A 13,839-nucleotide genomic window follows, 5' to 3' on the forward strand; every position below is an offset into this window, starting at 1 on the left:
CTCGCTGTCCGGTGAAGAGAGTCGGCGACGCTGCCTCCCCCGACATTAGTGCCGGACGCGCCGGCCTGCCACACGCACCGCCCGAGCCCGCGCCGACGACGGAGGGCGGCGCGAATTCGCGCCGCCCTCCCCCATACGCGCTTTACGCGGCGCCGAGCGCCTGCCGCAGCACATGCATGAGCGCCGACAGCTGCACCGAGTCGCTCGACTGCGGATCGACGGCCTCGCCGTCGAGGGCCCGCGCGGCGAGCCCCTGCTTCGAGTCGATCAGCTCGGCGATCTTGGTGTCGATCGTGTGCGCCGCGATGATGCGCCAGGCGGTGACCGGCTCGTCCTGGCCGATGCGGTGCACGCGGTCGATCGCCTGCGTCTGCTCGGCCGCCGTCCAGGACAGCTCGGCGAGCACGACGTTCGACGACGCCTGCATGTTCACGCCGACACCGGCCGCGGTCAGCGAGCAGACCGCGATGCCGACGGCGGGATCGTTGTTGAACTCGTCGATCGCCTGCTGGCGGGCCGCCGTGGCCTGATCGCCGCGCAGCGATACCGTCTTGAGTCCCGCTGCGGCGAAGTGCGCCTCGGCGGCGTCCATGACGTCGATGTGCTTGGCGAAGAACACGACCTTGCCGACCGAGCGCTGCAGCTGCACCGCGTAGTCCGCGGCGAGCACGGCCTTGGCCTGGCCGATCTTGCGCACCATCGTGAAGACGTTCTCCGAGCCTGTGCCGGCGGCCTTCGACTCCTCCAGCTCGTTGTGCGCGACCAGCCGGACGATGTCCTCGTCCACCTCGCCGGGAGCGAGGCCCCGGTCGCCACGCGCCTGGATGATGCGACGGTACTTCGCGGCGAGCCGCTCGCCGAGCTCGCGCTCGGCCTGCCGGATCGACCGGCCGAACTCGTCGTCGAGCTCCACGGGGAGATCGGCGATGAGCTTGTCGGGAAGGTCGGCCGCGACATCCTTCTTCTTGCGCCGCACAATGCCCATCGAGATGACCGCATCGCGGGCCTCGGGATAGAACGCCTTGTCGGCCGGCGTCAGACCGGTCTCGTCGAGCTTCTCCATCAGCACGGGGCCCGGCTTCTCGCCGTTGGTCCATCCGAGGAACCGCCAGATCGCGTCGAAGTCCTCGACGTCGTTGATGAGCGGCGTACCGGTGAGGGCCAGCAGCAACGGGTCGCGCACCTGCTCGCGGATGCGGGTCGCCAGCGCGAGCACGTTCTGCGACCGCTGCGAGCCGAGGTTCTTAATGAAGTGCGCCTCGTCGACGACCATGCCCTTCAGCCCGATCGAGCTGAGCCACGACAGATGCCGGTCGAGGATCTCGTAGTTGACGATGAACACGTCGGCGAACGCGTCGATGTCTTCGCCGTCGCCCTGGATCACCGTGGCGCGACGCTGGGGCGTCCAGCGCTCCACCTCGCGCGCCCAGTTCATCTTCACGACGTTCGGGACGACCGCGAGGAGCGGGTACGCGTTCGCGACGGATGCCGCGAGCACCGACTCCGCCGTCTTGCCGAGGCCCGGTTCGTCGGCGAGGAGGAAGGCGCGGTGCCCGGCGCGCACGGACTCGAGGAACCTCGACTGGTGCGGCATGACCTCGAGGCCCCTGGGCGACAGACGGTCGAATTCGGGGACGGGCGGCAGATCCATGGTGGCGCTGCCGCCGCCGGCACCGGTCTCGAACGCCTTGTACAGCGGGCCCATGAGCTCCCAGCTGTCCAGGCGCCGACGCGGCGTCTCTTTGGAGGGTCGAGCCGAGAGGTCGGGCGCGAGGAAGGGGTTCGCCTCGCGTCGCGCCACCACCTGCTGCGGCACCACCTGGCGCTCGACGAGCGCCGCAGGGACGACCGGCGCCGAGACGGGCGCGACGTCGGTGATGATGAGCTCGTCAGGGGCGAGCTCGGCGCCCGACTCCAGCAGCCAGTCCCGGCGCATGCGGCGCGCGACCGGTGAGGTGGCCTGGTCGACCTCGAGCAGCTGGATGAGCGAGGTGTCGCGGGCGGCGGTCTTCGCCAGGATGGTCGCGACGCCGTCGAGCCGCTTCAGCAGCTCCGAGCGGGTGGCATCCGTCAGCTCGGTGTCGCCCTTCACGCGGGCCCGCTCCTCGCGCACCAGGAACGCGATGACCTGGAACTTGACGCGGTTGGTCGGCCCGAGCTTTCCGCGCTGGGCCTTGGCCTCGACCTCGCGCACCTTGCGGGCGAGGATCGGGATGATGGGGGCCTCGTCGTCGCGACGTGCGGACGAGGTCTTGCGGCGACGCTGCGCCGTCTGGGCGGTTGCCGTGGGCGGCATGCTCCTCCTGAGCGTGAGTGCCGGCTCGGGACCGGCGAGGATCGGATGACACCGATGGTTGTGCGTGCTCCCGCGGGCGGCGCTAACGCCGTCGCGAACGCGGGATCGGGGACTCGCCGCCGGCGGTCGCGGGCACTCGCTTCTGCGAGCTGCGACGTCGTCGGTGGTTCTTCCCTGGGCTCATTCTACGGGACGACTCCCCCATCCGGGGAAGTAGGCCCGCCGAAGGGATGCGGATTCGAGATGCGGGGACCGCAGGCCTCAGCCCCAGAGGGTCGCGACCACGTCTTCGGTGTAGCCCTCGGGCGCGAAGTTGATCCACGCGGTGGTCACCATGGCGCCGTCGCCGACGTAGTGCGTCTCACCGCGGGTGTACTCGTTGTCGTCGAGCGTGATGCCCTTCTGCTCGATGCGGCACACGGTGCCGTCGCCCAGCGCCTCGCAGCCGAATCCGGCAGCCGGCAGTGCCGCGACGATGGCGGCCGCCTGAGTGCCGTCGATCTCGGTCACGTTGGTCGCCAGGCCGTACTCGCTGGGCTGCCCCCACGAGCACCGCAGAGTCGGAGCACCGCCGTGGATGATCTCGAGCAGGTCGGCGTTCTCCGTCGACAGCATCGTGACGCCGGGGTCGTTGAGAGGCGGATTGGCCGACTGCAGGTCGGCGAGCATGGACGCGGAGTAGATCTGCTCGCACGCGGTGGGCAGCTCGAACGCGGACTGCGGCTTCTCGGTCTCGATCGGCGAGACCGACGGTCCGGGCGTCGTGTCCCTCATCGTGGGCGAGGGAGATGGGCTGCTGGAGGGAGTGATGGCGGGCTCGGGGCGGCACCCGGTGACGACCGACGCGAGCACGACCAGCGCGGCGCACCCGACCACGACCCGCTTCCACCGGCTCCGCTCGACCGTTCCCACGTGACCCGTCCTCTCGTGCGCCGAAGGGCGCCGCGATTCGACCCTAACGACGCGGAGGATCGGATGGCAGTGCCCACGCCGGGCGGACGGCGTCGCGCCGAGACTCAGGGTCCTGCGTAGGCGCTCTGCCACTCGGAGAGCGTGTGGGGGTCGTCGGTCACGATGCCGTCGACTCCGAGCGCGGTGACGGCGTCCCACTGCGTGTCGCTGTTGAGCGTGTACACGACGACGCGCGCGCCCACCGCGTGCAGCTCGTCCACGATGCCCGGGCGCGCCAGCACCGCTTTGCGGCTCACCAGCACGCCGCGGGCGCCGGACTCGGCCACCGCGCTCACGACGTCGGAGGGCAGGTGCTTCAGGATGAGCAGCCGCGACAGCACCTCCGACTCCGCCGCCGCCAGGGCGAGGGTGCGCGCGTCGAAACTGGCGAACACGATGCGCCGCTCGAGGCTGCGCGCCGCGACCTCGGCGACCGCCGCGTCGATGGCGGCGGCATCCCATCCGCCCTTCAGCTCCACGATGGCGCGAGCGTCGGCCGCGACGAGCACGTCCAGGAACTCGGTGAAGGTCGGCACGGGGGTCCCGGCATAGGCGGCGTCGAACCAAGACCCCGCATCCAGCGCGCGCACTTCGGTGAGCGTGAGTGAAGCGAGGCGCCCGCGGCCGTCGGTCGTGCGGTCGACCGACTTGTCGTGCATCAGCACCGGGTGACGATCGGCGGTGAGCGCGACGTCGACCTCGACGTAGTCGAAGCCGGCGTCGAGCGCGGCGGTGACGGCGGGCAGCGTGTTCTCGGGCGCAGTGGAGGCTCCGCCGCGATGGCTCGCGATGAATGCGGCATCGCCGGGCGTCCGCTCCTCGCCCATGAGCTCGCTCGAGCTGACGCGTGCGGGCGTGGCGCCGAGGACGGCGATGACGACGCTCGCGATGGCGAGCACACACATGACGGACAAGGCATGGATCCGGTCGCGGGCGCGATCGGATGCCGCGGGGTAGGGCATCGGGCATGTCCTCCGAGGGTCATACACCACGTCACCGTCGACGTGGTGCGGACCACTCTACATGCGCCGTTACTGTTTCGTTACTTTGGATTCCCGCTGGTTCGCCTCACGACGAGCACAGCGTCCCAGAGTGCCTCGGCGACGTCGGTCTTGCTGCCCCGGCGGGCCGCGACGACCTCGCCGCCGACGTCGATGACGGTCACCGCGTTGTCGGCGGCCTCGAATCCCTTCGTCCAGCCGACCTCGTTCACAGCCAGCAGGTCCGTGCCCTTGCGGGCGGCCTTGCGTCGTCCACGGTCGAGCAGCGTCTCACCGTCGCCCGGCGTCTCGGCGGCGAACCCGACGATGGTCTGGCCCTCCCGACGGCGACGGACGAGCCCGGCGAGGATGTCGTCGTTCTCGATGAGGTCGAGGGTGATCCCGCCGCCCCCCGCGGACTCCTTGGAGCGCTTGCGCGGCGACACCTCGGCCACGCGGTAGTCGGCCACGGCCGCTGCCATCACGATGACGTCGGCGTCGCCCGCCTCGGCCTCGACGGCGGCGCCGAGTTCCGCCGCGGTACCGGCGCGCACCACCCGCACACGCGGGACAGCGGATGCCGCGGCCAGCACGCCGTCGTCGACATGGGCGGCGACGAGCACGACGTCGGCGCCGCGCTCGGCGGCAGACAGCGCTACGGCCACGCCCTGGCGGCCGCTCGAGCGGTTGCCGATGTAGCGCACCGGGTCGATGGGCTCGCGCGTGCCACCGGCGCTCACCACGATGCGGAGCCCGTCGAGGTCGCCGGCCCGTCCGCCGGCCGCGGCGAGCGCGGCGTCGAGGATCGCCTCGGGCTCCGACATCCGTCCCGGTCCGCTGTCGCCGCCGGTCAGCTCACCGCTCTCGGGGCCGACCACGATGACCCCGCGCTCGCGCAGAGTCGCCATGTTGTGCACGGTCGAAGGGTGGCGCCACATCTCGGTGTGCATCGCCGGCGCCACGACGACCGGTGCCGTGGTGGCGAGTAGGGTCGTTCCGAGGAGGTCGTCCGCGAGTCCCGCGGTCATCTTCGCCAGGGTGTTCGCCGTCGCGGGCGCCACGATCACGAGGTCGGCCGCCTGGCCGAGCGCGACGTGACGGACCCGCGCGACGTCGTCGTGGACGGAGGTCGTCACGGGATGACGGCTGATCGCCTCCCACGTCGGCAGCCCGACGAACCGGAGGGCGTCGTCCGTCGGGACGACATGCACGTCATGCCCCGCCTTGACCAGCAGGCGCACGAGCTGCACCGTCTTGTAGGCGGCGATGCCACCCGTGACCCCGACTACGACGAACACCCTCCGATCTTGGCACGCCCGCCCGACTCCCCGGCTCCACAGCCGGACGACACCCCCGAGGAGCTCTCCGCATGTGCACCGTTGTGATCCGCGTCCCGGCATCGGCCGACGAGCCCACACGCGTGCTCGCGATCCGTGACGAGGATCCGGAACGGCCGTGGAATCCGCTCGGCCGCTGGTGGCCCGAAGCGCACGACGGCGTCGTGGGGGTGCGCGACGTCCGCGCCGGCGGGGCCTGGCTGGCGGCCGACCCGGCAGCCGGCCGGCTCGCCGTGCTCCTCAACCGCGCGGACGAGTCCTCGCGTCCGGAATCCGAGCTCGTGTCACGGGGCGGCATCGTGCTCGACTCCGTCGCGGGTCGCTCACCGGCGGGCGAACCGCCGACGCACGGCTTCAATCTCGTCGAGGTCGACGGCGCGCACGCACGCGTGCTGACGTGGGACGGCGTCACCCTGCGCACCCTCGAGCTCGAACCCGGAACCCACATGATCGCCCACGACGACGTCGACGACACCGGCACCCCTCGCATCGCCCGGTGGCTGGGCGAGTTCCGGTCGGCCGAGCCCTCGGACAAAGGACGCTGGTGGATGCCGTGGGTCGAGGTGCTCGAGCGATCCGCTGAGCTCCCGCCCACCGACGACCGCGCCATCATCCGCGACAACCGTCCGTACGGCTACCCCACGCTGTCGCTCCTGGCCTGCGTCGCGTCCGTGTCGGCGGACGACGTGGACGTCCACTACGGCGAACTGGCGCACCCGGGCGAGTGGGGCGGGCTCGCGCTCGAGTAAGGAGCGGCGGCGGGCCGAGGTGTGCGCCGCGTCCGAGGCGTTTCGACTCGGTCGCTGGCGCTCCCTCGCTCAACGACCGGTTTCCATTGCCCCGGTCGTCGCGCGAGCGAGTCGAAACGCCGGTTCCCCCCTTCCCGGTCGTCGAGAGAGCGAGGAACGAGCACGACGAACCCCCCGGCTCCCCTCCCGGTCGTCGAGCGAGCGAGGAACGAGCACGACGAACCCCGGCTCCCCCCTCCCGGTCGTTGAGCGAGCGAGGAACGAGCGAGACGAAACGCCCCGAACTTCCGCACGCGGTGGGTTCGAGGCGCTCCGTCAGGCTCTCAAGCTCGGGTCAGACCAGGCTCTTGGTATGCCACACCGTCTTGGTCTCGGTGAACGCCGTGATGCGGGAGAGGCTCGGGGCCGCGGCATCCGTGCCGTTCTCGGGCGGGAGCACGCGGGTGAGCGTCTCGGCCGCGGCGATCTGCAGGTCGACCCAGTCGAGGTCGCCGGCGCCCACGAGATCGAGCGCGTGCACATCGGGGTGGGATGCCAGCCACGGGGCGATCTCGGCGGGTGAGCCGGTCAGCACGTTGACCACTCCCCCAGGCACGTCGCTCGTGGCCAGCACTTCGGCGAGCGAGATCGCCGACAGCGGGTAGCGCTGGGATGCCACCACGACCACCGCGTTGCCGGCCACCAGAGCCGGCGCGATCGCCGACACCAGGCCGACGAGCGCCGTGTCCTGCGGGGCGATGACGCCGACGACGCCGGTCGGCTCGGGCACCGAGATGTTGAAGTACGGTCCGGCCACGGGATTGCCGTTGCCGACGACCTGCGCGAACTTGTCGCACCAGCCGGCGTACCAGACCCAGCGGTCGATGGCCTCGTCCACCTCGGCGGCGGCGACGGATGCCGAAGCCCCGGTCTGCTGCACGATCTCGTCCGCGAACTGCGCGCGACGGCCCTCGAGCACCTCCGCGACCCGGTACAGCACCTGGCCGCGGTTGTAGGCGGTCGCCCCCGACCAGCCCTTGATGGCGCCGCGGGCCGCGACGACGGCATCCCGGGCATCCTTGCGCGAGGCGAGTGCGGCGTTCGCGAGGAAGTCGCCCTTCGGCGTCGCGATCTCGTAGGTGCGCCCGGACTCGCTGCGGGGGAAAGCGCCGCCGATGTAGAGCTTGTACGTCTTCGGCACGGTCAGTCGCTTGCTCATGCGGAGACCTCCTTCTTCGAGCGGGCCTGTTCGCGTTTCGTCTCTGCGTTTCGACTCGCAGGCTCGCTCAACGACCGGCGCTCGCTCAACGACCGGGGGCCGACGCTCGCCGCGCCCTTGAGATACGCGGCGAGGCCGTGACGACCGCCCTCGCGGCCGTAGCCCGACTCCTTGTAGCCGCCGAACGGCGACGACGGGTCGAACCGGTTGAAGGTGTTCGCCCAGACCACACCCGCCCGCAGGCGATCGGCGACGGCGAGGATGCGCGAGCCCTTGTCGGTCCAGATGCCGGCCGAGAGGCCGTACGGGGTGTTGTTCGCCTTTTCGATCGCCTCGGCAGGCGTGCGGAACGTCAGCACCGACAGCACCGGTCCGAAGATCTCGTCACGGGCGATGCGGTGGCTCGCCTGGACGTTCGTGAAGATCGTCGGGGCGAACCAGAAGCCGTTGTCGGGGATGACGCACGGCGCACTCCAGCGCTCTGCGCCCTCGTCCTCGCCGACCTTGCTCAGCTCGCGGATGCGGTCGAGCTGCTCGCGCGAGTTGATCGCACCGATGTCGGTGTTCTTGTCGAGCGGGTCTCCGAGGCGCAGCGTCGACAGGCGGGACTTCAAACGGTCGACGACCTCGTCGTGGATCGACTCCTGCACCAGCAGCCGGCTGCCGGCGCAGCAGACGTGCCCCTGGTTGAAGAAGATGCCGTTGACGATGCCCTCGATCGCCTGGTCGATCGGCGCGTCTTCGAACACGATGTTCGCGGCCTTGCCGCCGAGTTCGAGCGTGAGCTTCTTGTCAGTTCCGGCGACGGCCTTCGCGATCTCGCGACCGACGGCGGTCGAGCCGGTGAACGCGACCTTGTTGACATCGGGATGCCGCACCAGGGCCGCGCCGGTCGCCCCGGCGCCCGTGACGATGTTGACGACGCCCGGCGGCAGGTCTGCCTGCTGCAGGATCTCGGCGAAGATGAGCGCCGACAGCGGCGTCGTCTCGGCGGGCTTCAGGACCACGGTGTTGCCGGCGGCGAGTGCCGGAGCGATCTTCCACGCCAGCATGAGGAGGGGGAAGTTCCACGGGATGATCTGACCGGCGACCCCGAGGGCTCGCGGGTCGGCGCCCAGGCCGGCGTAGTCGAGCTTGTCGGCCCACCCGGCGTAGTAGAAGAACCACGCGGCGACGAGCGGCACGTCGACGTCGCGGCTCTCCTTGATCGGCTTGCCGTTGTCGAGGCTCTCGGCGACGGCGAGCTCCCGCGCGCGCTCCTGCACGAGCCGGGCGATCCGGAAGAGGTACTTGCCGCGATCGCGCCCGCTCATCTTCGACCACGTCTTGTCGTAGGCGCGGCGCGCGGCGGCGACGGCGGCATCGATATCCGCTTCGCTCGCGGAGGCGATGGTGGCGATGTGCTTCTCGTTGGCGGGCGAGATCGTGGCGAACGGCTCGCCCGACCCGGCACGGAAGTCGCCGTCGATGAACAGCCCGTACTCGGGCTTGAGGGACAGGATGGCGCGCGACTCGGGGGCGGGCGCGTATTCGAGGAAACTCATGTCTTCTTTCCGGCTCAGTCGATGGTCACGTAGTCGGCACCGGAGTAGTGACCGGTCTTCAGCTTCTGGCGCTGCAGCAGCACGTCGTTGAGGAGGCTCGAGGCGCCGTAGCGGAACAGGTGCGGCTGCAGCCACTCCTCGCCCACGGTCTCGGCGACGGTGACGAGGTACTTGATGGCGTCCTTGGACGTGCGGATGCCGCCGGCCGGCTTCACGCCGACCTTCTCGCCGGTCGCCCGGTGCCAGTCGCGCACGACCTCGAGCATGAGCAGCGTCACCGGCAGGGTCGCCGCGGGCTGCACCTTGCCGGTCGACGTCTTGATGAAGTCGCCGCCCGCGAGGATCCCGAGCCACGAAGCGCGCTTGATGTTGTCGTAGGTGTTGAGCTCGCCCGTCTCGAGGATGACCTTGAGGGAGGCATACGTGCCGTCCTCACGGCGGCATGCCTGCTTCACCCGTGCGATCTGGTCGAACACGAGACCGTATCGCCCGGCGAGGAAGGCACCGCGGTCGATCACCATGTCGATCTCGTCGGCGCCGTGCGCCACCGCCTCGGCGGTGTCGGCGAGCTTGATGTCGAGAGATGCCCGGCCGCTGGGAAACGCGGTGGCGACGGCGGCGACGCTCACTCCGCCCTCGTCGGGGTCGCCGTGGGCAGACCCGAGCGCCTCGACGGCGTACGGGACCATGTCGCCGTAGACGCAGACGGCCGCCACGCGCGGGCAGGTCGGATCCGAGGCATCCGGATTCAGTGCCTTCGCGACGAGCGAGCGCACCTTGCCGGGGGTGTCGGCGCCTTCGAGGGTGGTGAGGTCGATCAGCTCGATGATCTTGTCGAGCGCCCACGCCTTCGAGGTGGTCTTGATCGAGCGGGTGCCGAGCGAGGCGGCCCGCTGCTCCAGGCCGACCGCGTCGACGCCGGGAAGGCCGTGCAGATAGCGCCGGAGTGTGGTGTCGTCGGGCTGCCCGCCGAGCAGCTCGACGGCCCGCTCGGGGAGCGTCACGATGGAGGTGCCTGACATGTGCTGACCTGGCTTTCGTGGAAGGGATGTGAAACGGATGCCGCGGCTCGGCGTCACCGGTCGAGCAGGTGATGTGCCGTCGACTCGTCGGTGACGAGCAGCGAGCACAGACCGGAGGCGACCACGGCGTCCGCGATCGCACGCTTGGCCTCCGCCGCGATGACGGCGATCGCCACGTCGGCGCGGCGGAGGTCATCGAGGGAGATGCCCACGGTGCGGGCATCGAGGTCGTGGTCGACGATGCGTCCGTCGGCGCTGATGTAGCGCCCGACCACGTCGCCGACGGCGCCGGCCGCGACCAGGCGGTCGATGTCGTTCGGCGTGAGGTAGCCGCTGTCGACGTGGACGGAGCGGTGATCGGCTGCACCGGCGCTGAAGAGGTACGCGTCGGCGGAGCGCGCGGTCTCGAGGATGCGGGCCACGACGCGATCCGCCTCGATCGCCTCCTTCGTCGCGCGCTGCTCGAGGATCGCAGGACTCGGCAGCAGTGCCGCGGCACCGCCGCCCTTCTGCGCGATGCTGACCGCCGTGGCGGCCGCGGTGCCCGGGCGCTGGCTCATGCTGACGCCGCCGTTGATCTGCACCACATCGGTGCCCGACGACCAGCCGTCGCGAAGATGGTGCGCGATGTCGGACAGCGTGCGTCCCCAGCTGACCCCGAGAACGCGCGGGCTCGGCCGCAGCGCCGTGAGGTGATCGGCCGCCGACTGCGCCACGCGCTGCTGCAGCTCGTCCTCGCTGCGCACCCCGGCGCGCGAGACCACGATCGCCGCGACTCCGCGCTCGTCGCGGAGGCGCCGCTCCAGCTGCGGACGGCGGGCACGGGAGTGCAGGATCTCGATGCGGACGAATCCCTCGTCCTTGGCCTGGGTCAGCAGGCGCCCCACCTTCCAGCGGGTGATCTGCAGGTTGCGGCCGATCTCCTCCTGCGTGAGGTTCTCCTCGTAGTAGAGCTCGGCGGCCCGGATTGAGAGAAGTTCGTCGACGGCGTCCACGATCCTCCCTTCGTCGTCCACTCCAGGCTGACATATGCGGGCGACCGCCGCCAACATCTGAACGAATCTTGCTCAGATGAGCAGACGACGGTCCGCGCGTCCCACCACGGTTGTCTCAGCCACCCGGTTCGGCCGGAGCCGGTGCCGCGGCGGTCGACTTCGCCTGCCGCAGCAGCACGATGACCCCGATGCCGACGACGACGACGAAGGCGATGGACAGGGTCGTGAACGCGAACCAGTTGTTGTCGAGCACAAGGACGATCGCCGCCGACACGACCGCGATAGCCGCGGCGATCAGCTTCGAGGCGAACTTCATCCCGATGCCGGGGGTGAGCCGGCCGGCGGGTGAGCCGCCGCGCGCAAGGATCAGGTCGGCGAACGCGTCCAGCGTCGCGAGCAGCGAGGCCGAGAACGCGACCGCGCACCCGAGGGCGCCCCACAGGTTCGGGGAGTCGGAGGCCGCTGCGTCGGCAGCCATGAGGACCAGCGCGTGCACGCCTCGATCGTAGGGCGACCGCGTACTCCGGTCTACGGGCGTTGCGCGGGGGGCTCATACGCCGGCGGCGGCTCGTATGCGGGAGGCCCCTCATACGCCGGCGGCACGTCATACGCGGGAGGAGCGGCGAGGGAGACTGGTCGCAGCAGCGAGTCCACCAGCTCATCCGGCGTGACGCCGCGCTCCGCGGCTTCCGCCCGCAGCAGCGCGATGGACGCCGGCGACAGCGATGCGTCGTCTGCTTCCCCACTGTCTCGGCGCGGGCGTTCCCGCAGCAGCAGCGACAGCACGGGGAGCACGATCGCGCCGAGCGCGGCGAGGATCGACACGATGCCGAGCACGCGGGAGTACGGCTCGCCGCCGTACTCGTCGGTCCACACGGGGTAGATCACCATCGCGAAGACGATCGCGAAGAGCGCGAGCGTCACGATCAGTCCGATGCGAACCGCCGTCCGGCGCCGGTCCGCCAGCAGCAGGAGCAGCGAGGCGAAGGAGAACGCGACGGATGCCGCCACCGCCGTCCACAGGGAGTCCCAGAACGCCTCGGCCTCCCAGGTGGGCTGGCCCCACAGGGCGATGAGCACCAGCACCGCTGCGACGACCGACACGCCGGCGCCGATGTACCCGAACGTCTGCAGCCGCCGCCCCACGAGAGAGACGCAGCACAGCACCGCGACGCTGAAGGCACCCACGACGGATGTGGTGCTGAGCACCCGCCACGCGGTCGGCCCGAGCTCGGCGCCGAGCAGCACGACGATGCCGCTGATGGCGGCGGCGCTGAACGAGACGACGATGACGGCGACGATGACCCGGCGAGCGAGCGACACGGGAGTGCGCGTCCGGCCCGCCGGATCGGTCATGTCAGCTCCTCACGCACCTTTGCGACGTCGGCGGTCATCGTCTCGATGAGCAGCTCGACCCCCTCGAACGCGACCATACCGCGGATCCTCGCTACGAACTCGATCTCGACGACGTGTCCGTAGAGGTCGAGATCCGTCTCGTCGAGCACGTAGGCCTCGACCTGGCGCACGTCGATGTCGTCGAACGTCGGGTTCGTGCCGATGCTGATCGCGGCCGGATAGCGCACGCTGCTGCGCGGCGTGGATGCGCCGTCCTGCGGCATCCCCTCGTCGACCAGCCAGCCGGCGTAGACGCCCTCGGCGGGCACGAAGCCCTCGAGCGCCGGCGACAGATTCGCCGTGGGGAAGCCCAGCTCGCGCCCGCGCTTGAGCCCGTGCACCACCTCGCCGCGGACGGCGTGCGCGCGCCCGAGCAGGCGCGAGGCGCCGGCCACATCTCCGGCGTCGAGGAGCTCGCGCACCCACGTCGAGGACACACGGCGCCCGGCGTCGATCGCACGCACATCGTCGACGACATCGACGTCGAAGCCGAACTCGCGTCCCAGTTCGCGCAGGAGCTCGGGGTTGCCCGCGCCGCCGCGGCCGAAGCGGAAGTCCGCGCCGACCATCACGATCCGCACGCCCAGCGCGCCGACGAGCACATGCTCGACGAACTCCCGGGCACCGAGGTCGGCCAGCGTTCGGTCGAAGGTCAGCATCAGCGTCGCGTCCACGCCCGCATCGGCGAGGAGTCGCAGCTTCTGGTCGACCCCGACCAGGCTTTCGGGGCACAGTTCGGGGCGCAGCAGCGCCAGCGGGTTGCGGTCGAACGTGACGGCTACGACGCGCGCGCCGGAGGCCTCGGCATCCACCCGTGCCCGGTCGATGACCGCGCGGTGGCCCGAGTGGACGCCGTCGAACTTGCCGATCGCGACGACGGACGGGCCGAAGCCCGCCGGCACGTCGCGGGGATCCCGGAAGACGATCACGACGCCACCGCCGCAGGCGTCGTCGCAACGGGCTGTGCGACGGGACGATGCGTCGCCAGCCACCACATGCCGAGGAACGGCAGCACGAGAGGCACGAACAGGTAGCCCGAGCCGAACCAGGACCAGACCGTCGGATGCGCGAACAGCTCGGGCATCACGAAGCTCAGGGTGCCGACGATCAGCACGCCCGCGAGCTCGAACACGATCGCCACCCACGCCACGACATACCAGCCGCGACTCCCGGCGAACACCAGGGCGAGCGTGGCGACGATGTACACCAGCGCCGAGAGCGCCGAGAGCGTATAGGCGAGCGGCGCCTCGTCGAAGCGCTCGACGATCTGCACGAAGGACCGACCGGTGGCGCCGAGTGCCATGATCGCGTAGACGATCACGAGCACGCGGCCGATGCCGGTCATGCGGGGGCGGGCGGAAGACGACATAAC

General features: G+C 70.6%; 13 protein-coding genes. 1 reads left to right on the forward strand and 12 read right to left on the reverse strand.

The annotated features are described in order from the left end of the window. Window positions 1-142: 142 nt before the first annotated feature. The 4 genes from B2K11_RS08935 to coaBC all read right to left on the reverse strand — a co-directional run bounded on the left by B2K11_RS08935 (window position 143) and on the right by coaBC (window position 5,525). Window positions 143-2,296 (reverse strand): DEAD/DEAH box helicase, encoded by a 2,154-nt coding sequence (locus B2K11_RS08935; RefSeq protein ID WP_163617929.1) that lies wholly within the window; start codon window positions 2,294-2,296, stop codon window positions 143-145. A gap of 261 nt (window positions 2,297-2,557) precedes the next feature. After that, on the reverse strand, window positions 2,558-3,208 hold the full coding sequence (locus tag B2K11_RS08940) for a hypothetical protein (RefSeq protein WP_163617930.1): 651 nt from the start codon (window positions 3,206-3,208) through the stop codon (window positions 2,558-2,560). 104 nt (window positions 3,209-3,312) lie between these two features. Continuing rightward, the gene (locus B2K11_RS08945) at window positions 3,313-4,209 is read right to left on the reverse strand and encodes a glycerophosphodiester phosphodiesterase family protein (protein WP_163617931.1); all 897 of its coding nucleotides are present in this window, start codon (window positions 4,207-4,209) and stop codon (window positions 3,313-3,315) included. 80 nt (window positions 4,210-4,289) lie between these two features. After that, window positions 4,290-5,525, reverse strand: a complete 1,236-nt coding sequence (gene coaBC, locus B2K11_RS08950) for a bifunctional phosphopantothenoylcysteine decarboxylase/phosphopantothenate--cysteine ligase CoaBC (protein WP_163617932.1) — start codon at window positions 5,523-5,525, stop codon at window positions 4,290-4,292. A 71-nt stretch (window positions 5,526-5,596) separates the two neighbouring features. On the opposite strand from coaBC, the gene B2K11_RS08955 reads away from it, so the two are divergent. Then, a complete protein-coding gene (locus tag B2K11_RS08955; RefSeq protein ID WP_163617933.1) occupies window positions 5,597-6,313 on the forward strand; it encodes an NRDE family protein in 717 nt (238 codons plus the stop codon). 334 nt (window positions 6,314-6,647) lie between these two features. Here B2K11_RS08955 and B2K11_RS08960 read toward each other — a convergent pair whose 3' ends face one another. The 8 genes from B2K11_RS08960 to B2K11_RS08995 all read right to left on the reverse strand — a co-directional run bounded on the left by B2K11_RS08960 (window position 6,648) and on the right by B2K11_RS08995 (window position 13,836). Continuing rightward, the gene (locus B2K11_RS08960) at window positions 6,648-7,511 is read right to left on the reverse strand and encodes an aldehyde dehydrogenase family protein (protein WP_163617934.1); all 864 of its coding nucleotides are present in this window, start codon (window positions 7,509-7,511) and stop codon (window positions 6,648-6,650) included. Further along, window positions 7,508-9,055 (reverse strand): aldehyde dehydrogenase family protein, encoded by a 1,548-nt coding sequence (locus B2K11_RS08965; RefSeq protein WP_239525873.1) that lies wholly within the window; start codon window positions 9,053-9,055, stop codon window positions 7,508-7,510. The genes B2K11_RS08960 and B2K11_RS08965 overlap by 4 nt, the downstream gene beginning before the upstream one ends. A gap of 14 nt (window positions 9,056-9,069) precedes the next feature. Continuing rightward, a complete protein-coding gene (deoC, locus tag B2K11_RS08970) occupies window positions 9,070-10,077 on the reverse strand; it encodes a deoxyribose-phosphate aldolase (protein WP_163617935.1) in 1,008 nt (335 codons plus the stop codon). A gap of 53 nt (window positions 10,078-10,130) precedes the next feature. Beyond that, window positions 10,131-11,072, reverse strand: coding sequence for a sugar-binding domain-containing protein (locus B2K11_RS08975; RefSeq protein WP_163617936.1), 942 nt, complete (start codon window positions 11,070-11,072; stop codon window positions 10,131-10,133). Between the two features lie 115 nt (window positions 11,073-11,187). Then, window positions 11,188-11,568 carry a hypothetical protein gene (locus B2K11_RS08980; RefSeq protein WP_163617937.1) on the reverse strand — a complete coding sequence of 127 codons (381 nt, stop codon included), beginning with the start codon at window positions 11,566-11,568 and terminating at the stop codon, window positions 11,188-11,190. Window positions 11,569-11,600: 32 nt separating this feature from the next. After that, on the reverse strand, window positions 11,601-12,428 hold the full coding sequence (locus B2K11_RS08985; RefSeq protein WP_163617938.1) for a hypothetical protein: 828 nt from the start codon (window positions 12,426-12,428) through the stop codon (window positions 11,601-11,603). Next, window positions 12,425-13,396 (reverse strand): bifunctional riboflavin kinase/FAD synthetase, encoded by a 972-nt coding sequence (locus tag B2K11_RS08990; RefSeq protein WP_163617939.1) that lies wholly within the window; start codon window positions 13,394-13,396, stop codon window positions 12,425-12,427. The genes B2K11_RS08985 and B2K11_RS08990 overlap by 4 nt, the downstream gene beginning before the upstream one ends. Continuing rightward, window positions 13,393-13,836, reverse strand: a complete 444-nt coding sequence (locus B2K11_RS08995) for a hypothetical protein (RefSeq protein WP_163617940.1) — start codon at window positions 13,834-13,836, stop codon at window positions 13,393-13,395. Before B2K11_RS08995 ends, B2K11_RS08990 begins: the two co-directional genes overlap by 4 nt. Between the last annotated feature and the right edge of the window lie 3 nt (window positions 13,837-13,839).

It is taken from the genome of Microbacterium sp. B35-30, assembly GCF_010634855.1.
Classification (GTDB): Bacteria; Actinomycetota; Actinomycetes; order Actinomycetales; family Microbacteriaceae; genus Microbacterium.

What these genes read in the sequence shown, in the direction of transcription:
- B2K11_RS08935 (WP_163617929.1), bottom strand. Translation starts at nt 2,296, where the DNA reads ATGCCGCCCACGGCAACCGCCCAGACGGCGCAGCGTCGCCGCAAGACC.
- B2K11_RS08945 (WP_163617931.1), bottom strand. Translation starts at nt 4,209, where the DNA reads ATGCCCTACCCCGCGGCATCCGATCGCGCCCGCGACCGGATCCATGCC.
- B2K11_RS08955 (WP_163617933.1), top strand. Translation starts at nt 5,597, where the DNA reads ATGTGCACCGTTGTGATCCGCGTCCCGGCATCGGCCGACGAGCCCACA.
- B2K11_RS08960 (WP_163617934.1), bottom strand. Translation starts at nt 7,511, where the DNA reads ATGAGCAAGCGACTGACCGTGCCGAAGACGTACAAGCTCTACATCGGC.
- B2K11_RS08965 (WP_239525873.1), bottom strand. Translation starts at nt 9,055, where the DNA reads ATGAGTTTCCTCGAATACGCGCCCGCCCCCGAGTCGCGCGCCATCCTG.
- deoC (WP_163617935.1), bottom strand. Translation starts at nt 10,077, where the DNA reads ATGTCAGGCACCTCCATCGTGACGCTCCCCGAGCGGGCCGTCGAGCTG.
- B2K11_RS08985 (WP_163617938.1), bottom strand. Translation starts at nt 12,428, where the DNA reads ATGACCGATCCGGCGGGCCGGACGCGCACTCCCGTGTCGCTCGCTCGC.
- B2K11_RS08995 (WP_163617940.1), bottom strand. Translation starts at nt 13,836, where the DNA reads ATGTCGTCTTCCGCCCGCCCCCGCATGACCGGCATCGGCCGCGTGCTC.